Origin of the sequence: Romboutsia timonensis (assembly GCF_900106845.1) — a bacterium.
In the GTDB taxonomy this organism is placed as follows: Bacteria; Bacillota; Clostridia; order Peptostreptococcales; family Peptostreptococcaceae; genus Romboutsia; species Romboutsia timonensis.
Genome location: NZ_LT629850.1, coordinates 294,653 through 316,435 on the forward strand (window position 1 = coordinate 294,653; position 21,783 = coordinate 316,435).

Genomic DNA, 21,783 nt, shown 5'->3' on the forward strand with positions numbered 1-21,783 from the left:
TGTTTGGAGGTGTTAAATGAAAAATATTGAAAAAGAGCTTAAATACTTAAAAATATTATCAAAGCAATACCCAAGTATATCAAAAGCGAGTACAGAAATTATAAATTTAGAAGCTATTCTTAATCTTCCAAAGGGAACGGAGCACTTTATAAGTGATATACATGGAGAGTATGAAGCATTTGTGCATGTGCTTAAAAATGGTTCAGGAGTTATAAAAAGAAAGATAGAAGAATTATTTTCAAGTACTATAAGAGAGAGTGAAAAAAAGACATTAGCAACTTTAGTATATTATCCAGAACAAAAGCTAGCATTAATAGAAAAAGAAGAAGATAATATAGATGATTTTTATAGAATATATATATATAGATTAGTGGAGTTGTGTAGATATGCATCAAGTAAATACACTAGATCTAAGGTAAGAAAACTTCTTCCGGAAGATTTTAAATATATAATAGAAGAATTTTTAAATGAACATGTAGAACAAGTACACAAACAAAACTATTATAAAAGTATAGTAGATACTATTATAAGTATAGATAGGGCAAAAGAGTTTATAATAGCTATATCTAAAGTTATACAAAAGTTAGTAGTAGATAGACTTCATATAGTAGGAGATATATATGATAGAGGTCCTAGACCGGATGTAGTTCTAGATACACTAATGGACTATCATTCAGTAGATATACAATGGGGAAATCACGATATATTATGGATGGGTGCTGCAAGTGGAGAAAAAACTTGTATAGCAAATGCCCTTAGAATATCAGCTAGATACTCTAATTTAGATATTATAGAAGACATCTATGGAATAAATTTACTTCCACTAGCAACATTTGCATTAGAACAATATAAAAGCGATCCTTGTAACTGTTTTATGCCAAAAGGAAGTGCAGGCGAAACATCTACAAAAGAAAAAACTCTAATAGCAAAAATGCATAAGGCTATAAGTATTATACAGTTTAAACTTGAAGGTGAAGTAATTAAAAGAAGACCTGAGTTTGAAATGGATCATAGATTGCTTTTAGATAAGATAAACTATGAAGAAGGAACTATAAATTTAAAAGGAAATATATATAAACTAAAAGATACTAATTTCCCAACTATAGATCCGAAGAATCCATATAAGTTAACGAAAGAAGAAGAGATTGTAATTGATAAGTTAGTATCATCATTTAAAAACAGTGAAAAACTACAAAAACATGTATCATTCTTATTCTCAAAAGGAAGTATATATTTAGTTTCTAATGGAAATTTATTAATACATGGATGTGTTCCTTTAAACGAAGATAAAAGTTTTATGAAAATGAAGCTTCAAGGACAGGAATATAGTGGTAGAGAATTAATGGATAAGATGGAAACTTTAGTGCGAGAAGGATATCTCTTTAAAGATAAAACTAATCAAAAACAATATGGAATGGATATTATGTGGTATCTATGGACAGGAAAATGCTCTTCATTATTTGGTAAAGATGATATGACTACTTTTGAAAGGTATTTTATAGCAGAGAAGGAAACTCATAAAGAGAATAAGAACCCATATTTTACATTAAGAGAAGATGAAGATGTATGCAATAAAATTTTTAAAGAATTTGAATTAGATACAAATGAATCTCATATAGTTAATGGACATGTTCCAGTTGAAAGTAAAAACGGTGAAAGTCCAATAAAAGCTAATGGAAGAATAATAGCTATAGATGGAGGTTTTTCAAGAGCATATCAAGAAAAAACTGGTATAGCGGGATATACATTGATATATAATTCGCAAAGTCTACAACTTGTATCTCATGAGCCGTTTACATCAACAGAAGAAGCAATAGTAAATGAAAGTGACATACTATCAACAACAATGTTAGTTGAACATAAATTAAGCAGAAAAACTGTAAAAGACACTGATGCAGGTAAGAAGTTATTAGATGAAGTTGATGATTTAAAATTGCTTTTAACAGCATATAAAAAAGGTATTATAAAAGAAGTATAAATTAGATAGGAAATTGATTTTTTAAGCTCTTGACATGAAAATATAATTAATATAATATTATAAATATAACTAAATAAAATATATCTGTTTAAATTAATAAAATGGATTGTTACTGATAGAGCAGGCAATACCTAAGTTAAGATGTACTTTTTGTACCTTGATTTAGGTATTTTATTTTGGGGGGCTAGAGACAATGGTGACCATAAAGAAAGTGTACAATAATAATGTTATTTTAGCATTTGAAAATAGTAGTAAAAAAGAAGTGATATTGACAGGGTGTGGGATTGGATTTGGAAAGAAACCAAATGATACTGTTGATGATAGTAAAATTGAAAAGAAGTTTGTAATACAAGATAATAATTTTGAGAGTAAAGTAAATAAATTAGCAAGTGAAATACCAGAAGAGGTTTTTGCTGTAAGTAGTGCAATAATAGAATATGCAGAAAAGAATTTAAATACTACATTAGATGAATATATTTATATATCTTTAACAGATCATATATATTTTGCACTTAAAAGATATAAAGAAAATTTACCGATAAAAAATGAACTATTATATGAACTTAGAAGAATTCACAAAAAAGAATATGAGATAGGTAAATGGGCAATAGAATATATAAATAAAACTTTTAATGTAAACTTTTTAATAGATGAAGCAGGACTTATAGCAATGCATATTATAAATGCAAATTATAGAGAATCTACTAATAAATCATGTTTAATTATGAATATAATAAATCAAATACTTGATATAATAAAAAATTATTATTCTATAGAATTTATAGAAGATGAAATTAATTTTGACAGGCTATTAACTCATCTAAAGTTTTTTGCAAAACGATTAATAGATAAAACGGAATCGATAGATACTAACAATAATGGTTTATTAGAAATTGTAAAAGTACAATATAAAGAAAGTTATGATTGCGTAAAACAAATAAAATCATTTATAGAGGAAAACTATACTTATAAAGTAAATGATGATGAGGTATTATACTTGATATTACATATAAATAGAGTAATATCAGTTATAAATTTTAATAAAGAAATAACTAAAAGTTATGTATAACATTTAATAATACAAAAATATAATATAATAATCAAAGGAGATAAAGAATATGAGCTTTTTCAAAAATTTATTTAAAGGGAACAAAGAACAAGATGTAAAAAAAGAACAAATAGTACCACTAACTAATGGGGAATTAGTAAATATATCTCAAGTTCCAGATGAAGTATTTTCAAGTAAGATGATGGGTGATGGATTTGCTATGAAAACATCTGATGGGATAATAGTATCACCAGTAGAAGGGACGATAGTAACAGTATTCCCAACTAAACATGCAGTAACTATAAACTCTGTGGATGGAAGAGAAGTATTAATACATTTAGGAGTAGATACAGTTTCTTTAAAAGGTGAAGGATTTGAGACATTTGTAGAAGAAAATCAAAAAGTTAAAGTTGGAGATAAACTAGTTAAAATGGATGTAGAATTTATAGAGAAAAATGCAAAATCTTCAATGCCAATAGTAGTATTTACTAATTTATCAGAAGGTGAATCAGTTAAACTAGTAGAAGGAACTGTTAAAGCTGGAGAGTTAAATAAAATAGAAATAGTAAAATAATATTTCGTGAAAATGTTTACATAGGAATGCTAGTGTGATATACTAAATATATAAAGTTAATACGTATAGCGTGTTACTGGTTATGCAGGCATGAGCTAAATTATTTATGGTTGCTTTTTATACCATAAATTGTTTAGCTCTTTTTTTATGCTCAAAATAACTATATTAAATAATAATACGTTGACAACATGAGCATAGCGAATTTTATTGTAATAATAGTTTTAATAATTAATAAAAATAAAAAAACTGCATAGCTAGAGAATAGTAAAAATAAAAAATAATGGGGAGGAAAAAGAAATGCTTCAATACTTACAAAGAATTGGGAAAGCAATAATGCTTCCAATAGCAGCGTTACCTGTTGCAGGTATACTACTTGGGGTTGGGGGATCACTAATAAATATAGCAGCACTTGAAAATGCACCAGCTATATATCAACCATTAATTGCTTTTGTTAATATCCCAATGATAACTATAATATTAAAAATAATGCAAGGTATAGGGGATATAGTATTTGGAAACTTACCGGTACTATTTGCAGTAGGTACTGCAATAGGTCTTGCTAAGCAAGATAAAGGTACAGCAGCACTTGCTTCTGTATTTGGTTTCTTAATAATGAATCAAGTTATAGGTGTATTATTAGGTATGGGTGCTACACCATTAGGGACTTTAGTTTCAGGTGATGTGCCAGCTCAATATGCACAATATGTAACTACTACATTAGGTATATTTACTCTTAATATGTCAGTGTTTGGTGGTATTATAACAGGTATAGTAACAGCTACATTACATAATAAATATTACAATATACAATTACCAGCAGTTATAGGATTCTTCTCAGGAGCAAGATTTGTTCCAATAGTAGTATCTTTAGCTATGGCAGTTGTAGGTGCATTATTAGCTTATATATGGCCATTTGTACAAGATGGAATAGCAGTAATTGCATTATTCGTTAAAAATGCAGGACCAATAGGAACATTCTTATATGGATTAATAGAAAGAGCCTTAATACCATTTGGTCTTCATCATATATTCTATACACCATTCTGGTATGGATCATTTGTTGATGGTCAAGTTATAATAGATGGAGCGTGGCAAACAATTCAAGGTGCTAACTATGCTTACTTTGCTCAATTAGGAAATATGCAAAGTATAGTTGGTGCAGATGCAGATACTATGTCAACTATAGTTTCTGGAACAACAAGATTTATGGCTGGTAAATTCCCATTCATGATGTTTGGACTTCCAGCTGCAGCATTAGCAATGTATCATACTGCTGCTCCTAACAAGAAAAAGATTGTTGGAAGTTTATTAGTATCAGCAGCATTTACATCTTTATTAACTGGTATAACTGAACCATTAGAATTTACATTCTTATTTGTTGCACCAGTATTATATGTAGTTCATTGTATAATGGCAGGATTATCATACTTCTTAATGGATATACTTAATGTATTTATAGGTATGACATTCTCAGGAGGATTAATAGACTTTACTTTATTCGGAATACTTCCTGCAGGAGCTGGAGTTCCAACAAACTGGATAAGAGCTATATTAGTAGGTGCAGGATATGCAGTAGTTTATTACTTCTTATTTAAAACTTTAATACTTAAGTTAAACTTAAAAACTCCAGGTAGAGAAGGGGATGAAGAAGAAGCTAAACTTTACTCTAAAGCAGACTTCCAAGCTGCTAAAGGATTAGATGGAAAAGAAGCTCCAAATAAAGCTAATGGAAAAGATGAAATAGTACAAAAAGCTCCAGAAGTTTTAGCTGCATTAGGTGGAGAAGAAAATGCTGTATCAATAGACGCATGTATAACTAGACTTAGAGTTGAAGTTAAAGATAAATCAAAAGTAGATAAAGATAAGCTAAAAGCATTAGGTGCCGTAGGGGTTGTTGAAGTAGGTAATGGAATACAAGCAATATTTGGTGCTAAAGCAGATGCTTATAGACATGAGATAAATAGAATATTAGGAAGAAACTAATATAAAAAGGTATGAAGTTTAAACTTCATACCTTTTTAAGTATCAGATATAGGGTTTTCAAAATTATGGATTGTAGGATTATAATTACTTGGAGAAACACCATATACCTTTTTAAATGCTCTTACAAAACTTGAATAGTCATTAAACCCACATCTAGAACATACACTACTCATACTTAAACCATCAGATATAAGAGACCTTGCAAGTATGAGTCTTTTTTGTACGACATAATTATGAATAGAGCTTCCTATTTGATTTTTGAATTTTCTCATAAGATAATATTTACTTATAAAAAATTCTGAAGCTATAGTATCTATAGATAAATCATTTTCTAGATTAGAGTTTATATAATTTAAAACGCCCTCTATTGTTTTATCATATTGAATATCTTCGATATCTCTATTTTTATCGCTATTTAAAAATAACCTATTCATTAAAACCATTAATTGCACAAATAATGATTCTTTTAAAATCTCACTTCCAAATTCATTACTATTATTGCAATTTTGTATATCTTGAATTAGATTTTTTATAATCTCAATTGATTTCATATTTAATCTAAGTAAATTATAATTATTTTTAATTGCTACCTCGAAGCATTTAAGTAGATCATTATTACCTTGAGCATATTTTGCCATAAAATCTGGATTTAACCATATAACTATACGCTCATAGTACTTATTTGGGTTTACTACTGGCTTGTGAATTTCATTTTTATTTACAAATAAAATATCCCATGGTTTTAAGATATAGGCTTTACCTTCTATATAATAAGTTAAATCACCATCAATTAAAATTACTATTTTACTGAAATCATGATGATGATATTCAAATTTAATATCTTTCTTATCTCTAATATGGAAGATTTTAAAATTGTCATTTAAGTAACCAACTTTGTTATTTATATCTTTCATAATCCACCTACCTTCTAAATTAGATTATAGAGCATTTTTTGCAATATAACAAGCAACTTAAGCAATGTACATAGTAATTTTGTATTTATATAATAATAAATATAGGTTTAATATTTGAATTAAAGCATAATTATATATAGATTAATATAAAATTTGGAGGGAAAAATAAGTGAAGTTAAATGATTTATTAAAAGGAATAAATATACTTAGTGTAAATGGTGACTTAAATATAGACATAAATAACATAGCATATGACTCAAGAAAAGTTAAAGAAAATACATTATTTATATGTATAAAAGGATTCAACTCAGATGGTCATAAATATATAGAAAGTGCTATAGAAAAAGGTGCTAAAGCATTTTTAGTACAGGAAGATATAAATATAGAAGGATATACTTTTATAAAAGTAGAGGATACTAGAGCATCTATGGCAAATGTTGCTGATAATTTTTATAACAATCCATCAAAAGAATTAGGAGTTATAGGAGTTACAGGAACTAATGGTAAAACAAGTATAACAACTTTCTTAAGTGAGATATTAAGTTCAAATAATAAAAAAGTAGGTCTTGTAGGAACTATAAAAATATTTGATGGTGATAAAGAAGTTGAATCTAGTTCAACAACTCCTGAAAGCATAGATTTACAAAAGCATTTTAGAACTATGATTGATAATGGATGTGACTATTGTGCAATGGAAGTATCATCTCATTCATTAGTATTAAATAGAGTAGATGAGACAGAATTTAAATTAGGAATATTTACAAACTTAACTCCAGAGCACTTAGATTTCCATAAAGATTTAGAAGATTACAGAAATGCAAAGGAAAAATTATTCTATAAAACGACTACAGCAAATATAATAAATATAGATGATGAAGGTGGAGCTAAAATATATGAAAATATAAAATCTTTAAGTACACCTTGCTATACTTATGGAATAGATAATAAAGCAGACTTTATGGCAAAAAATATAAAAATAGATGCACGTGGAGTATCTTATACATTAGTAACTCCAACATATGAAGAAGAAATATTTGTGCCAGTACCAGGTAAATTTACAGTTTACAATACTTTAGCAGTAATAGCAGCTTGTTACATGTTAAATATACCTAAAGAAATAGTTAAAGAAAGCTTAGGAAAAACTAAGGGTGTTGCAGGAAGATTTGAAACAATAACTAATGATAAGGGAATAAGTGTTATAGTTGATTATGCACATACTCCAGATGCATTAGAAAATATATTAAATACTGCAAAAGGATTTGCTAAGTCTAATATAATAACTGTATTTGGGTGTGGTGGAGATAGAGATACAACTAAGAGACCTTTAATGGGAGCAATAGCACAAAAATTATCAGATGTATGTATAGTAACTTCTGATAACCCAAGAACTGAAGATCCACAGCTTATAATAGAAGATATATTAAAAGGATTAGATAAAAATAAAGAAAATTATAGAGTAGTTGTAGATAGAAGAGAAGCTATAAAAGAAGCTATAGAAATGGCTCAAAAAGATGATATAGTAATCATTGCAGGAAAAGGACATGAAAATTATCAAATTTTAGGAAAAGTTAAGCATCATTTTGATGATAAGGAAATAGCACAGGAGTTTTTAAATAATAAATAGAAATAAAGGAGAGAGAGTATGAAATCATTTTGGAATAATTATAAGTCTTCTATAGTATTGCTAGGAGCTATATTACTAGGTGGTATAGTAGGCGCAACTATGGGAGAAAAAGCAGTAGTTTTAAAACCTATAGGAGAATTATTCTTAAACTTATTATTCATGACATTAGTACCATTAGTATTTTTCAGTGTTACATCTGCAATAGCTAATATGGGCGGAGGAATGCAGAGATTAGGAAAGATACTAAAGAGTATAGTTATAGTATTTTTAGGAACGGCTTTAGTTGCTGCTGTTATAGGATTAGTTGGAGTACTTTTAATGAATCCAACAAAAGGATTAGATACATCATTATTTAAAGATATAATATCATCTGCTAACGATAGTTCAGCAACAGAAAAAGTAGGATTATTACAACAAATAGTAAATACATTCACTGTAAATGACTTCTCATTATTATTATCTAGATCAAATATGTTACAATTAATAGTATTCTCAATATTATTTGGTATAGGTACTTTAATGGCAGGAGAATCTGGAAAGTCAATAGCTAAGTTTGTTCAATCAGGTTCAGCAGTTATGATGAAAGTAATCAATATAATAATGATGGCAGCACCAATAGGACTTGGATGTTACTTTGCCAATGTTATAGGAGAGTTAGGATCACAGTTATTATCAGGGTACTTAAGAGTAACTATATTATACTTAATATTAACAGCAGTAATTTACTTTGGTTTATTTACTTTATATGCATTTATAGCTGGTGGAAAAGATGGAATAAAGGCATTCTGGTCAAATGCAGTATCTCCAACAGTTACATCATTAGCAACTTGTTCAAGTGCAGCTTCAATACCTGTAAACTTAGATGTAACTAAGAAAATGGGTGTTCCAGAAGATATAGCAGAAACTGTTATACCATTAGGAGCTAATGTTCACAAAGATGGTTCAGTTGTAACTGGCGTATTAAAAATAGCATTTTTATTAGGATTATTAGGAACTAATATGAATACTATTCCAATGATGTTAGCTATATTAGGTGTTGCATTTATAAACGGTGCAGTTATGGGAGCTATACCAGGTGGTGGATTTATGAGTGAAATGTTAATAGTAAGTGCATTTGGAATAGATCCAGCATTACTTCCAATAATAGTTGTTATAGGAACAATATTAGATGCTCCTGCAACATTATTAAACTCAACTGAAAATACAGTATGTGCTATGCTTGTAGCAAGACTTGTAGAAGGTAAGGATTGGTTAAAAAATAAAATAAATAATTAATATACATAAGAGTGCTAAATGCACTCTTATTTTTTGTTATATATCATTAATAATAAATATTGATTTATATAGAATAATCTAGTAAATTAAAACTTGGTTTAAAGTAAAGAGTATTTAAGGAGTAACATATGGATAAAAGCACTATATTTTTACAATTACTTGAAAAATCAAGTTTAACAATAGTATTATTTATAATAATTACTAAAATAAAAGGATTTAAGTATATATTTCAAAAGGAAAATTATAAATTAAAGGATTTATTAGTTATATCATTAATATTTACTGATTTAGCTATACTTGGTACATATAATGGAATAGATGTACAAGGGTCTCTTGCAAATACGAGAATAATAGCCATTGTATCAGGTGGAGTTTTATTTGGACCATTAGTTGGTATAACTTCAGGTATTATATCTGGTTTTCATAGATATATAATAGATATTGGAGGTATAACAGCTTTTCCATGTTTTATATCTTCTATATTTGCAGGAGTACTATCTGGATTTTTTTATCAAAAAATTAGTAGCAGATATAAGTGGGTGTATGGAATAGCATGTGGAGTAATATCCGAGAGTTTTTCTATGATTTTAATATATTTCTTATCAAAACCTCATAATATTGCAATTGGAATAATAAAAAAGATTTATATACCAATGATTGTTGGACAAATTAGTATAGGTTTTCTAATATCTATAGTTGATGCCATAAAAAAAGAAAAAGAAGAAGTAGCTGCTATGCAGTCGAAGTTAGCTTTAGATATTGCGAACAAAACATTACCATATTTTAGATCTATAAATGAAGAGTCTCTAGAGAAAATATGCAGGATAATAAAAGATGAAATAAACTCTGATGCAGTTAGTATTACTAATAGAAATGAAGTATTAGCATATGTTGGAGTTGGGGAAGATGCGTTTAAAGCTCCTTATACAGAAATTAGTAATATAACTAAATGCTCAATAAAAGAAAATAAAATTTTAAATATACAAGTAAAAAAAGAGGAAAGTTCAATAAGTGAAAAAGCAGATTTAAAGACTGCTATGATAATACCATTAACAGATTCTCAAGGTGTAGTTGGTACATTGAAGATTTACTATGCAAAGAAATATGATATGAGTCATTCTAAAAAATCTTTAGCTATAGGTTTATCACAAATTATTTCAACACTTATGGAAATATCAAAAATAGAAAAGATAGAAAATGAAAGGAAAAAATCAGAGATAAAAGCTTTACAAAGACAAATTAATCCACATTTTTTATTTAATGCATTAAATACTATAACTTCATTTATTAGAATTAATCCAGATAAAGCAAGAAAGCTTATTATAAATTTATCTACTTATATGAGATACAATCTGGAAGTAAATGATAACTTAATAGATATAAATAAAGAATTAGAGCAAGTAAAAGCATATGTAGAAATAGAAAAAGCAAGGTTTGGAGATAAACTTACAGTTTTATATGATATAGATGAAAATATAGAAGCAAAGATTCCAAGCCTTACAATACAGCCACTTGTTGAAAATGCGATCATACATGGAATAAGAAAAAATGGTGGTTGTGGAACTGTAGTTATTGGAGTAAAGAAAGAAGATGGATATACCAGAGTATGGGTAGAAAATGATGGTATAGCTATAGATCTTGATGTGATAAAAAAGGTATATAGTGGAGAAATGCCAGATAATAAAATTGGACTTTATAACGTTCATTTAAGATTAAAATTAATATATGGACAAGGTTTAAATATATATAGATTAGACCCTGGAACTAAAATGGAATTTTATATATAGAGGAGATATTATGAAAGCAATTATAGTAGAGGATGAATTTCCAGCTAGAGAAGAATTAAAATATTTTATAAAAAATTTTAGTAAAATAGAGATATTAAATGAGTTTGACAATGGAGTAGAAGTATTAAAATTTATACAAGAAAATATAGTTGATGTAATATTTTTAGACATAAATATTCCTTTATTAGATGGTATGCTGCTTGCAAGAACTATAAATAATTTCAAATTTAAACCTAAGATAGTATTTATAACAGCATATAAAGAACATGCAGTAGATGCATTTGAGTTAGAAGCGTTTGATTATATATTAAAGCCTTATTCTGATGATAGGATAATATCTATGTTAAATAAACTAGAAAAAAGCTACTCTAGTAATATAAGTATAGATAACAAGTTAGAAGAAGAAAAAAAGTTTGTTCAAAAATCAAAAGCTTCAAGTATTAGTTTATGGAAAAATGATAAGTTAAGAGTAGTAAATATAAAAGATATATATTACTGTGAAGCTAGAGAAAGAGAAACTATAGTATATACAAAAGATAGTGAATATATCGTAAAAGAATCTATAAAAGAATTTGAAAAAAATTTAGATACAAACCTATTTTTTAAAACACACAGGTCTTATATAGTAAATATATCCAAGATAAATGAAATAATACCTTGGTTTAATAATACGTATAAATTAAAGTTAGATGATATAAATTCAGAAATACCTGTTAGTAGAAGTAAAATTAAAGATTTTAGAATAATTATGAACATATAAATGCATTTAATGTAGTAAATAATGCATTTCATGTAAAAAAACTAAATTAAACACAAAATATAATGTATCATACTAAATGAAATAATAATTGATACTTAAATTAATAAAGGAGAAGACGGTATGATAACATTTATATCTTGTTTAGCAATTTTAATAATTGGCTACTTTGTTTATGGAACATATGTAGATAAAAACGCAAAGTTAAGCGATGACAATCAAACACCAGCAGTTAGATTAGAAGATGGTGTTGACTATATGCCAATGCCTTGGTATAAAGTATTTTTAATACAATTCTTAAATATAGCAGGTACAGGACCTATATTCGGTGCTATAATGGGAGCATTATTTGGACCAGTAGCATTTTTATGGATAACATTTGGTACTATATTTGCAGGTGGAGTACATGATTACTTATCAGGTGTTATATCTATGAAGCATGATGGTACTTCTGTTTCTGAAATAGTTGGTATATACTTAGGCGATGGAATGAAAAAGGTAATGAGAGTATTCTCTGTTATACTATTAATATTAGTTGGTACAGTTTTCGTTACATCTCCGGCAGGATTATTAACATCTATGACAGGAATTGATAAAAATATATGGGTAGTTTTAATAATAATATACTATATAGTTGCTACAGTTTTACCAGTAGATAAGGTTATAGGTAAAATATATCCAATATTTGGTGCATCTTTATTATTCATGGCAATAGGTTTAGCAGGAGCTATGATAATAGGACACTTTAATGGAAGTATGGTAATGCCTGAAATGACATTACAAAACTTACATCCAAGTGGATTATCTATATTCCCATTCTTATTTACAACTATAGCTTGTGGAGCTTTATCAGGATTCCACTCTACACAATCACCTATGATGGCAAGATGTATAAATAGAGAGAGTGAAAGTAAAAGAGTATTCTATGGAGCAATGGTTGTAGAAGGTATAGTGGCTTTAATATGGTGTGCAGTTACAATAGCATTCTTTGGAGAAAGTGGAGTTATACAATCGGCTCTTGATAGCTTCGGAGGTCAATCAGGAGTTGTAAGTCATATATCTAAAGAGTTATTAGGTCCAATAGGTGCAGTTCTTGCAGTACTTGGTGTTGTTGCTTGTCCTATAACAAGTGGAGATACAGCATTTAGAAGTGCAAGACTTACAATAGCTGATGCCTTCAATATAAAGCAAGACGGATTATTAAGCAGATTTAAATTAGCAATACCACTATTTGCAGTTTGTGTATTCTTAACTACTATAGATTTCAATATAATATGGAGATACTTTGCTTGGTCTAACCAAACATTAGCTACTATATTCTTATGGACAGCGACAGTATACTTAATAAAAAATGAAGCTAATTACTGGATATCTTTAATACCGGCAACATTTATGAGTTCTGTATGTGTATCTTATATATTACAAGCACCAGAAGGATTTAGATTAAATGCTATGTTATCTAATGGAGTAGGTGTAGTTGCTGCAATAGTATTATTTGTATTATTTATGTTAAATAAAAATAAATTTGTGAAAAACAAAGATTCTAAAATATAGCTTAATAAAATAAAAAAGATAAACCAATTAGGGTTTATCTTTTTTTACGCTTAAGGATATTATAATATTTAAAAAAATGTGGATAACTTCTGAATGTAAGTAATATCAATAAGTTGGTTTTGAGCGTAAAAAAGATTTTGAGCAACGGACGAAGTCGTTGGCGACATGAGTGAAGCGAATTTTTTATTTAAAGTACTATATAAAAACTTTGAAATTATATTAGTATCACAATAGAAAAAATATAGTCATTAACTTAATAAATATAGATTTATATATTAATTAAAAATGGATAGGCAATATACCTATCCATTATATATTATACGTTAAATCTGAATAATATAACATCTCCATCTTTAACTACATATTCTTTACCTTCAAGTCTAACTAATCCTTTTTCCTTAGCAGCAGTCATAGTACCAACTTGTACTAAATCATTAAATGCTATAGTCTCTGCTCTTATGAAACCTCTCTCTATATCAGAGTGTATCTTACCACCAGCAGCTGGAGCTTTAGTTCCAACTTTTATAGTCCAAGCTCTAACTTCTTGAGGTCCAGCAGTTAAGTAAGATATAAGTCCAAGTAATGCATAAGAAGATTTTATTAACTTATCAAGACCAGATTGCTCAAGTCCTAAAGTTTCTAAGAATTCTTTCTTTTCTTCTTCAGTATCAAGTTCAGCTATTTCTGCTTCTATTTGAGCACAAACAACAACAACTTCTGCATTTTCAGTAGCAGCAAATTCTCTTACTTTAGCAACGTATGCATTATTTTCACCTTCATCAGCTAAATCATCTTCACTTACATTTGTAGCATATATTACAGGCTTTGATGTAAGTAAGTTTAATGAATCAACGAAAGCTTTTTGATCTTCACTAAAGTCCATAGTTCTAACACACTTACCATCTTCTAAAACAGCCATTATTTCTTTTAAGAATTCAACTTCAGCAGCTACAGATTTATCAGCTTTAGCAGCTTTAGTTGATTTTTGTATTCTTCTATCTAATATTTCTATATCAGAGAATATTAATTCTAAGTTTATAGTTTCTATATCTCTTAAAGGATCAACAGAACCATCAACGTGAACAACATTTCCATCTTCGAAACATCTAACCACGTGAACTATAGCGTCAACTTCTCTTATATGAGATAAGAATTTATTTCCTAAACCTTCACCTTTAGAAGCTCCTCTAACAAGTCCTGCTATATCACAGAATTCTATAGCAGTAGGAACTATTTTTTTAGAGTCATATAACTCTCTTAATTTTTCTAATCTTTCATCTGGAACAGAAACAACACCAACGTTTGGCTCTATCGTACAGAAAGGATAGTTAGCAGACTCAGCACCTGCTTGTGTTATTGCATTAAATAGTGTACTTTTACCTACGTTTGGTAAACCAACTATACCTAATTTCATATATATCGTCCTCTCTTTTGTCAATTTTATTTATAAATTTAAACAACCTATTAAGTTATGAAGTAGGCTTAATAAGCTAACTTATCAAGTTTATTTAGTATTTGTGTAGACATACATTCTAATTATACAACATATATATAATAGATGTAAACTATACAATTAAGTTAATACAAATAATAAAAACTTATTTAAAAATTAATTTTTGTGGTGAGGTTGATTTTATGTTATTTTCTATAATCTTATTTTCATCGTTAGCGTTGAGCTTTATATTAAAAGGAAGTTATGAAAACATATTTATAGTTTTAGCAACAATGGCATTTTATAAGCAAGTAATAGTTAATAAAAATTATAAAAATTTAATTTATGGAGCATTGATTTCGTTTATTGGGATAAACTTGGTTATATCTTTTATATTTAAAGACTATATAGTAATTAAAAATACGCAACCTACAAAAGAAAAAGAAGAGACTTTAGTTTTGTTAGTATCAGAAGGTGAGGATAAAAATTATAATATAAGAGAGCGTTCGACTCAAATTTACTATGAAGAAGGTTATAAAGCTATGATTACTGGTATAAGCAATTTATATAATTATAAAAGCCATTATAGTAAATTAGGGTTTAGTGAATTTAAGCATAAAGCAGAAGAAATAGCAGAAAAATTAAGGCATAGTTTAGGAAATGGATATAGAGTTGTTAATTCATATATGTATTCAAAGCCTTATTTTGAATACTCAGTAGAATCAATTATCGAACAAGGATACACAAAAATAATAATATGTCCTTTATTTATGACAGAAGGAACTGATTACGATGTTTTCATGGAAAGATATGAAGAATTAAATCTTGCATCTAGGAACATAGCAGGCGTTGAAGTATTAGAACCATTTTATAATGCTAATAATTTAGCACAGCTTTATAAAGATGAAATTTTAAAGAATATAAGAAAATCAGAAGAGGACAGCGGAGTACTATTAATTGGACTTCATAATAAAAATAATTTAGAGCAAGACATATTATTTAGAGAAAGAATAAAAAAATACATAGAAGATGCTGAAAAAGATATAGATATCCAAATAAAATTGCCTCTTTTAGAAAATAATAAAAAAGATATAATTAAATCAGGTGAAGAACTTTTAGAATATGGAATAAGCACTTTATATGTTGTTGCACCAACATCTACTATAGATACTATGTACACTAGACATTTAGTCAATAGTATACTTGAAGAACTAGATATGGGTGATACTAGATTTTATTATATAGATCCACCGGATAAAATAAATACTTTAGTTGATACACTTTATACAAAAATAATACTTATGCAAATTTAGTAAAAAATAAGAGTTATAATATTTTTTATAGCCCGGGAAATATGGCATTATTTGTTGTAGTGTATTAAGGTTTTGGTAAAATTACAGAAAATATATCAAAAGTTAATGATAGAAATATTATAAATTAAAAATAAAAAGTAGAATTATTACAATTCTACTTTTTATTTTGTTATAATATTACAATAAGAATTATATCTTAAGAATGGAGGTATTTTATATGATAGATATTCATTGTCATATTGTTCCAAATATTGATGATGGAGCAAAAAGTTTAGATGATGCTTTAGAAATGGCTAAAATTGCATACGATGAAGGAATAAGAAAAATAGTTAATACATCTCATTATCATCCAAATTTTGAATATAAAAAAGGAAAAGAACTTTTTGAAAGTGTAAAAGAGTTTAATAATATACTTAAATTAAATAATTTAGATATAGAAGTACTTATAGGAAATGAACTTTATTATAGTGAAGATATAATAGAAATTATAGAGCAAAAAGAGTTTTATACACTAAATAATAGTAAATATTTACTAATAGAATTTCCACCGATTAGATTTCCTAAAAATATAGTAGATATAATATATGAAATAAAAATAAGAGGGTATGTACCGATATTAGCTCATGTTGAAAGATATAAAGAAGTGCAGGAAAATGTAAATATAATTTATGATTGTATAAAAGAAGGAGCTTTAATTCAAGTTAATTCATCAAGTATAATTGGTAAAAATGGAAAAGAAGCAGAAAGAGTAAGTGAAATATTACTCAATAATAATATGATACATTTTATAGCTACAGATGCACATTCAAGTACAAGACGTAGACCTATAATAAGAGAAACTTATGATTATATAGTTAGAAAATATGGAGAGCAAAAAGCGGAAATGTTATTTATACAAAATCCATATAAAGTTATAGAAGATAAAGAAATATCTATAGAATCTCCTAGAAAATATGAAAAATCTAAAGGATTTTTTAAAAAATTATTTAAAAAATAGAGGTGTATAAATGGACAGAGTTGCATTTAGTATATTTGGTATAGATGTTATGTGGTATGGAATACTTATGGCATCAGGAATGATACTAGGAACAATTATAGCTTTAAAAGAAGCTAAGAGAGTTGGTATTAGTGAAGATAGTGTACTTGATTTAGCAATAATAGCTATACCTATGGGACTTCTTGGTGCAAGATTATATTATGTTTTATTTAATTGGGGATATTATTCTCAAAATCCATCTCAGATACTTAATTTTAGAGGTGGAGGAATGGCAATACATGGAGCATTAATTGCTGGACTACTTACAGGATATATATTTACTAAAATTAAGAAAATTAACTTCTTAAAAATGGCAGATACTATTATGATAGGTATGCCTCTTGCGCAAGCTATAGGAAGATGGGGAAACTTTATAAACCAAGAAGCTCATGGAGGGCCAACTAATTTACCATGGGGAATTATGGTAGATGGAGTAAAAGTGCATCCAACATTTTTATATGAATCAATATGGGATGCATTAATATTTGTATTCTTATGGATGTTTAGAAAGAAAAAGAAATATGAAGGTCAAATTATAGTATACTATATAGGTCTTTATTCTTTAGGAAGATTTTTTATAGAAGGACTTAGAACTGATAGTTTAATGATAGGACCATTAAGAATGGCACAAGTTATAAGTTTAGTTGGTGTTATTGGTGCTATAATTGCACATATATATTTATCTAAAAAAGAAAATAATAAAACAAAAGAATAAAAACAAGGAGAGAATTAAAATGGAATTTCATCACGTGTCCGTACTCTTAAATGAGTGCATAGAAAACTTAAATATAAAGCCTGACGGAGTATATGTAGACTGTACTATGGGAGGAGCAGGACACTCTAAGGAGATAGTTAAAAGACTATCTGATAATGGATTATTTATAGGATTTGACCAAGATAAAAATGCTATAGCTACTGCGAAAGAAAGATTAAGTGAGTATAGCGATAGAGTTAGATTTGTTCACAGTAATTTTGAAAATATAAAGGAAGAACTAGCAAAAATAGGAGTTTATAAAATAGATGGAGTACTTGCTGACTTAGGTGTATCATCTCATCAATTAGATGAAGCTGATAGAGGATTTTCATATATGCAAGATGCTCCACTTGATATGAGAATGGATGTAAGATGTGACTTTTCTGCATACGATGTTGTTAATACCTACAGTGAAGAAGAGTTAGCTAAAATAATAAAAGATTATGGAGAAGATAACTGGGCTAAACGTATAGCCAAATTCATAGTAGATGAAAGACAAGAAAAACCAATAGAAACTACAGGAGAACTTGTAGAAGTTATAAAAAAAGCAATACCTAAAAAAGCAAGGATAGATGGTCCACATCCTGCAAAAAGAACTTTCCAAGCTATAAGAATAGAGGTTAACAATGAGCTTGGAGTCATAACAAAGATGATAGATGATGCTGTTTCTATAATGAATGAAGGAGGAAGAGTTTGTATAATAACTTTCCATTCATTAGAAGATAGAATAGTAAAAAACGAATTTAGAGACTTAGCATTAGACTGTGTATGTCCATCACATTTACCTATATGTCAATGTGATAAAGAATCACTAGTGAAGGTTATAACTAGAAAGCCTATACTTCCAAGTAAAGAAGAAATAGAGGAAAATCCAAGATCAAGAAGTGCTAAATTAAGAGTAGCAGAGAGAATATAATTAAAATATAGTGATATATTAAAGAGGGTTATGTAAAGTAATTGAATTATTTTATATAACCTCTTTTAATATATAAAAATATATCATTTAAGGAATTAAGCACTTTTTATACACTTTGATTTTGGTGAAGCCGACTTTAAGCAATGGATGTGTCCGAAGCATATCGTATGTTTTATAAAATGTTTAACTTATATGTCGCTTAAGGTTATGTAAATATTACACTAAAATCTAATATATAACATGAATTAATATATAGTTTAAAATTTTTAGATATTGATAAGATATTCTGTGTTAATTTTTCTAAAACTTTTAAAAGGGACATCTAGCATTTATCACAAATATATAACTAATTAGAGTATACAGAGGTGGATAAATGAAAAAGAAGATTAAAACTGATAAAGTTAAAAACATAAATGAATATAAAAAAGAAAAGAAGAATAAATATAAAAAGAGAAAAAATAGAAAGATAAAAAAAGTAATATTAAGATTTGGATTAATCATAGTTTGTTTTTTAATAATTATTATTAATATATGTGGATACTCAGTTGTGGGTAATCTTAAATATGATATATATTACTTAAAAAAAGAGCTAAGACAGGAGGAAATAAGGTTAGATGAGTTAAAAGCGAAAGTAGATACAAATAGTTCTATAAGAGAAATAGAAGAAAAAGCGAAAGAAGAGCTTAATATGGATTATCTTAAGAAAAACCAAATTAGATATATCGAAGTAGAGAATTAAAAAAGGAGGGGGAAACTTGAAAAAGATAAAACGAATGAGTAAGAAAAGATTAGTGCTTGTTCTTATACTAGCATGTGGTTTATTTTTTGCACTTACGTTTAGAACTGGATATCTTCAAATTATAAAAGGGGATTGGTTAAGTACTAAGGCTATTGATCAACAAACAAGGGAAATACCTATAGAACCTAAGAGAGGAACTATATATGATAGAAATATGAAAGAAATAGCTGTAAGTATTACAAAATATACAGTATGGTGTAAACCAGTAGAAGTAAAAGATAAAGAAGCTGCAGCAAAGCAAGTAGCTGAAATATTAGGGAAAGAATATGACGACGTATACAAATCAATATCAAAAAAGAACATGGCATTAGTAAAAGTACAGAGATGGATAGATGATGAAAAAGCAAGTAAAATAAGAGAGGCTAAAATATCTGGAATATGGGTAGCTGAAGATAATCAGAGATATTATCCATATGGAAACTTTGCAGCGTATGTTTTAGGTCATACATCAGCAGATTCACAAGGTATAGCTGGAGTTGAGATGCAATATGATAAGCATTTAAAAGGAACAGCGGGAAAACTTATTGTAAGTACTGATGCATCAGGTAGAGAGATTCCACAAGGTTTAGAAAAATATTATGAGCCAGTACAAGGAAATGGTTTAATATTAACTATTGATGAGGTTATACAGCACTATACTGAAAAGGCGGTTCAGAAGGCATACGAATTAAATAATGCAAAAAGGGTAACAGTTGTAGCTATGGATCCTAAAACAGGTGATATATTATCTATGGCATCAAAGCCTGATTATGATCCAAATGATTCTAGAACTCCGATATATCCATACTACCAAGAAGAATTAGATAAATATGATGAAAAAGATAAGATAAAAGGATATTATCAAATGTGGAGAAATCCAGCTGTAAGTGATACATATGAGCCAGGTTCTACATTCAAGTTGATAACATCTTCAGCAGGTATTGAAGAAGGTGTTGTTAAAGAAAGTGATAAATTTACTTGTACAGGAAGTTTAACTATAGGTGGAAGAAGAATCAAATGTTGGAGACACTACAGACCACATGGTGAACAAACATTTGCAGAAGGTGTACAAAACTCTTGTAACCCTGTATTTATGACTGTAGCAGAACGATTAGGTGTAGCTAAAATGTATGATTACATAGAGGCTTTTGGTTTTATGGAAAAAACAGGTATAGACTTACCTGGAGAAGCTAAAGGTATAGTTTATAATGAAAAAAATGTGGGACCAGTTGAACTTGCAACAATGTCTTTTGGTCAATCTATATCAGTAACACCAATGCAGCTTATAAGAGCAATTTCTACAATAGCAAATGATGGAAAAATGATGCAGCCAAGAGTAGTAAAAGGATATACTGATAATAAGGGTAATGTAATAGAAGAGATCGAACCTAAAATGATAAGACAGGTAGTTTCAGAAGATACAGCTGATAGAATGATGAAAATAGCAGAATCAGTTGTTAGTAAAGGTGGAGGTCATGCAGCATATATACCAGGATATAGAATAGGTGGAAAGACTGGTACTGCTCAAAAAGTTGTAGATGGTAGATATGCTCAAGGTAAATACATATGTTCATTTATGGGAATAGCACCAACAGATGATCCACAAATAGTAGTTCTTGCAATAGTAGATGAACCAACTGGTGTAAGTGCATTTGGTAGTACAACAGCAGGTCCTATAATTAAGGAAATTATGAGTGAGGTGTTACCGTATTTAGGTGTAGAACCAGTATACACTGAAGAAGAAAAGAAAGAACTACAAAAAAATCAAGTGGTAGTGCCAGATATAAGAAATTTAGCTATAGAAGATGCAGTTAAAATATTAGAAGAAAGTAATCTAAAAGCTAACTTGGATCCAGATATAGAAATTCCAGAAGGCTCAAAAGTAGTAGATATGTTCCCTAAACCAGGAGTTAAAGTAGATGAAAACTCAAGCATAATGCTCTATTTTAACAACTAAAAGTAACATATAGTTAGAAATACCTTCAAAAATATATAAATATAGTATATAATTAATAGGTTGATATTTATAAGGGGGGCAATGTATATGGATTTATACATTG

Annotated in this window: 17 protein-coding genes; 15 read left to right on the forward strand and 2 right to left on the reverse strand. The window is 28.2% G+C overall.

Going from position 1 to position 21,783, the window contains the following annotated elements; all coding sequences use genetic code 11:
- Positions 1 to 16: 16 nt before the first annotated feature.
- From BN7997_RS04015 to BN7997_RS04030, 4 genes are all read left to right on the forward strand, one after another.
- A complete protein-coding gene (locus BN7997_RS04015; RefSeq protein WP_071119585.1) occupies positions 17 to 1,978 on the forward strand; it encodes a fructose-1,6-bisphosphatase in 1,962 nt (653 codons plus the stop codon).
- A gap of 193 nt (positions 1,979 to 2,171) precedes the next feature.
- Complete coding sequence (gene licT, locus BN7997_RS04020; protein ID WP_242873382.1) at positions 2,172 to 3,047, forward strand: BglG family transcription antiterminator LicT; 876 nt, start codon at positions 2,172 to 2,174, stop codon at positions 3,045 to 3,047.
- Positions 3,048 to 3,096: 49 nt separating this feature from the next.
- A complete protein-coding gene (locus tag BN7997_RS04025) occupies positions 3,097 to 3,600 on the forward strand; it encodes a PTS sugar transporter subunit IIA (RefSeq protein ID WP_071119586.1) in 504 nt (167 codons plus the stop codon).
- Positions 3,601 to 3,897: 297 nt separating this feature from the next.
- Entirely contained in the window at positions 3,898 to 5,583 is a 1,686-nt protein-coding gene (locus BN7997_RS04030; RefSeq protein WP_071119587.1) for a PTS transporter subunit EIIC, read from the forward strand.
- A gap of 35 nt (positions 5,584 to 5,618) precedes the next feature.
- On the opposite strand, the gene BN7997_RS04035 is transcribed toward BN7997_RS04030, so the two are convergent.
- Complete coding sequence (locus BN7997_RS04035) at positions 5,619 to 6,497, reverse strand: AraC family transcriptional regulator (protein WP_071119588.1); 879 nt, start codon at positions 6,495 to 6,497, stop codon at positions 5,619 to 5,621.
- A gap of 169 nt (positions 6,498 to 6,666) precedes the next feature.
- Between BN7997_RS04035 and BN7997_RS04040 the strand changes: the two genes are divergently transcribed.
- The 5 genes from BN7997_RS04040 to BN7997_RS04060 all read left to right on the forward strand — a co-directional run bounded on the left by BN7997_RS04040 (position 6,667) and on the right by BN7997_RS04060 (position 13,494).
- Positions 6,667 to 8,121 (forward strand): UDP-N-acetylmuramoyl-L-alanyl-D-glutamate--2,6-diaminopimelate ligase, encoded by a 1,455-nt coding sequence (locus BN7997_RS04040; RefSeq protein ID WP_071119589.1) that lies wholly within the window; start codon positions 6,667 to 6,669, stop codon positions 8,119 to 8,121.
- An 18-nt stretch (positions 8,122 to 8,139) separates the two neighbouring features.
- Entirely contained in the window at positions 8,140 to 9,396 is a 1,257-nt protein-coding gene (locus BN7997_RS04045) for a dicarboxylate/amino acid:cation symporter (protein ID WP_071119590.1), read from the forward strand.
- Between the two features lie 128 nt (positions 9,397 to 9,524).
- Positions 9,525 to 11,183 carry a sensor histidine kinase gene (locus BN7997_RS04050; RefSeq protein ID WP_195906795.1) on the forward strand — a complete coding sequence of 553 codons (1,659 nt, stop codon included), beginning with the start codon at positions 9,525 to 9,527 and terminating at the stop codon, positions 11,181 to 11,183.
- Positions 11,184 to 11,193: 10 nt separating this feature from the next.
- Positions 11,194 to 11,943 (forward strand): LytR/AlgR family response regulator transcription factor, encoded by a 750-nt coding sequence (locus tag BN7997_RS04055; protein ID WP_071119591.1) that lies wholly within the window; start codon positions 11,194 to 11,196, stop codon positions 11,941 to 11,943.
- Positions 11,944 to 12,063: 120 nt separating this feature from the next.
- Entirely contained in the window at positions 12,064 to 13,494 is a 1,431-nt protein-coding gene (locus BN7997_RS04060) for a carbon starvation CstA family protein (protein ID WP_071119592.1), read from the forward strand.
- 316 nt (positions 13,495 to 13,810) lie between these two features.
- On the opposite strand, the gene ychF is transcribed toward BN7997_RS04060, so the two are convergent.
- Positions 13,811 to 14,908, reverse strand: a complete 1,098-nt coding sequence (ychF, locus tag BN7997_RS04065; RefSeq protein WP_071119593.1) for a redox-regulated ATPase YchF — start codon at positions 14,906 to 14,908, stop codon at positions 13,811 to 13,813.
- Positions 14,909 to 15,129: 221 nt separating this feature from the next.
- Here ychF and BN7997_RS04070 point away from each other — a divergent pair, with 221 nt between their 5' ends.
- The 6 genes from BN7997_RS04070 to BN7997_RS04095 all read left to right on the forward strand — a co-directional run bounded on the left by BN7997_RS04070 (position 15,130) and on the right by BN7997_RS04095 (position 21,680).
- Positions 15,130 to 16,239: a ferrochelatase gene (locus tag BN7997_RS04070; RefSeq protein WP_071119594.1), complete on the forward strand. Its 1,110-nt coding sequence runs from the start codon at positions 15,130 to 15,132 to the stop codon at positions 16,237 to 16,239.
- A 217-nt stretch (positions 16,240 to 16,456) separates the two neighbouring features.
- On the forward strand, positions 16,457 to 17,236 hold the full coding sequence (locus tag BN7997_RS04075) for a tyrosine-protein phosphatase (RefSeq protein WP_071119595.1): 780 nt from the start codon (positions 16,457 to 16,459) through the stop codon (positions 17,234 to 17,236).
- A gap of 10 nt (positions 17,237 to 17,246) precedes the next feature.
- Complete coding sequence (lgt, locus tag BN7997_RS04080; protein WP_071119596.1) at positions 17,247 to 17,990, forward strand: prolipoprotein diacylglyceryl transferase; 744 nt, start codon at positions 17,247 to 17,249, stop codon at positions 17,988 to 17,990.
- 19 nt (positions 17,991 to 18,009) lie between these two features.
- A complete protein-coding gene (gene rsmH / locus BN7997_RS04085) occupies positions 18,010 to 18,945 on the forward strand; it encodes a 16S rRNA (cytosine(1402)-N(4))-methyltransferase RsmH (RefSeq protein ID WP_071119597.1) in 936 nt (311 codons plus the stop codon).
- 373 nt (positions 18,946 to 19,318) lie between these two features.
- Positions 19,319 to 19,684, forward strand: coding sequence for a hypothetical protein (locus tag BN7997_RS04090; RefSeq protein WP_071119598.1), 366 nt, complete (start codon positions 19,319 to 19,321; stop codon positions 19,682 to 19,684).
- A gap of 16 nt (positions 19,685 to 19,700) precedes the next feature.
- A complete protein-coding gene (locus BN7997_RS04095; protein ID WP_071119599.1) occupies positions 19,701 to 21,680 on the forward strand; it encodes a stage V sporulation protein D in 1,980 nt (659 codons plus the stop codon).
- Positions 21,681 to 21,783 lie beyond the last annotated feature (103 nt).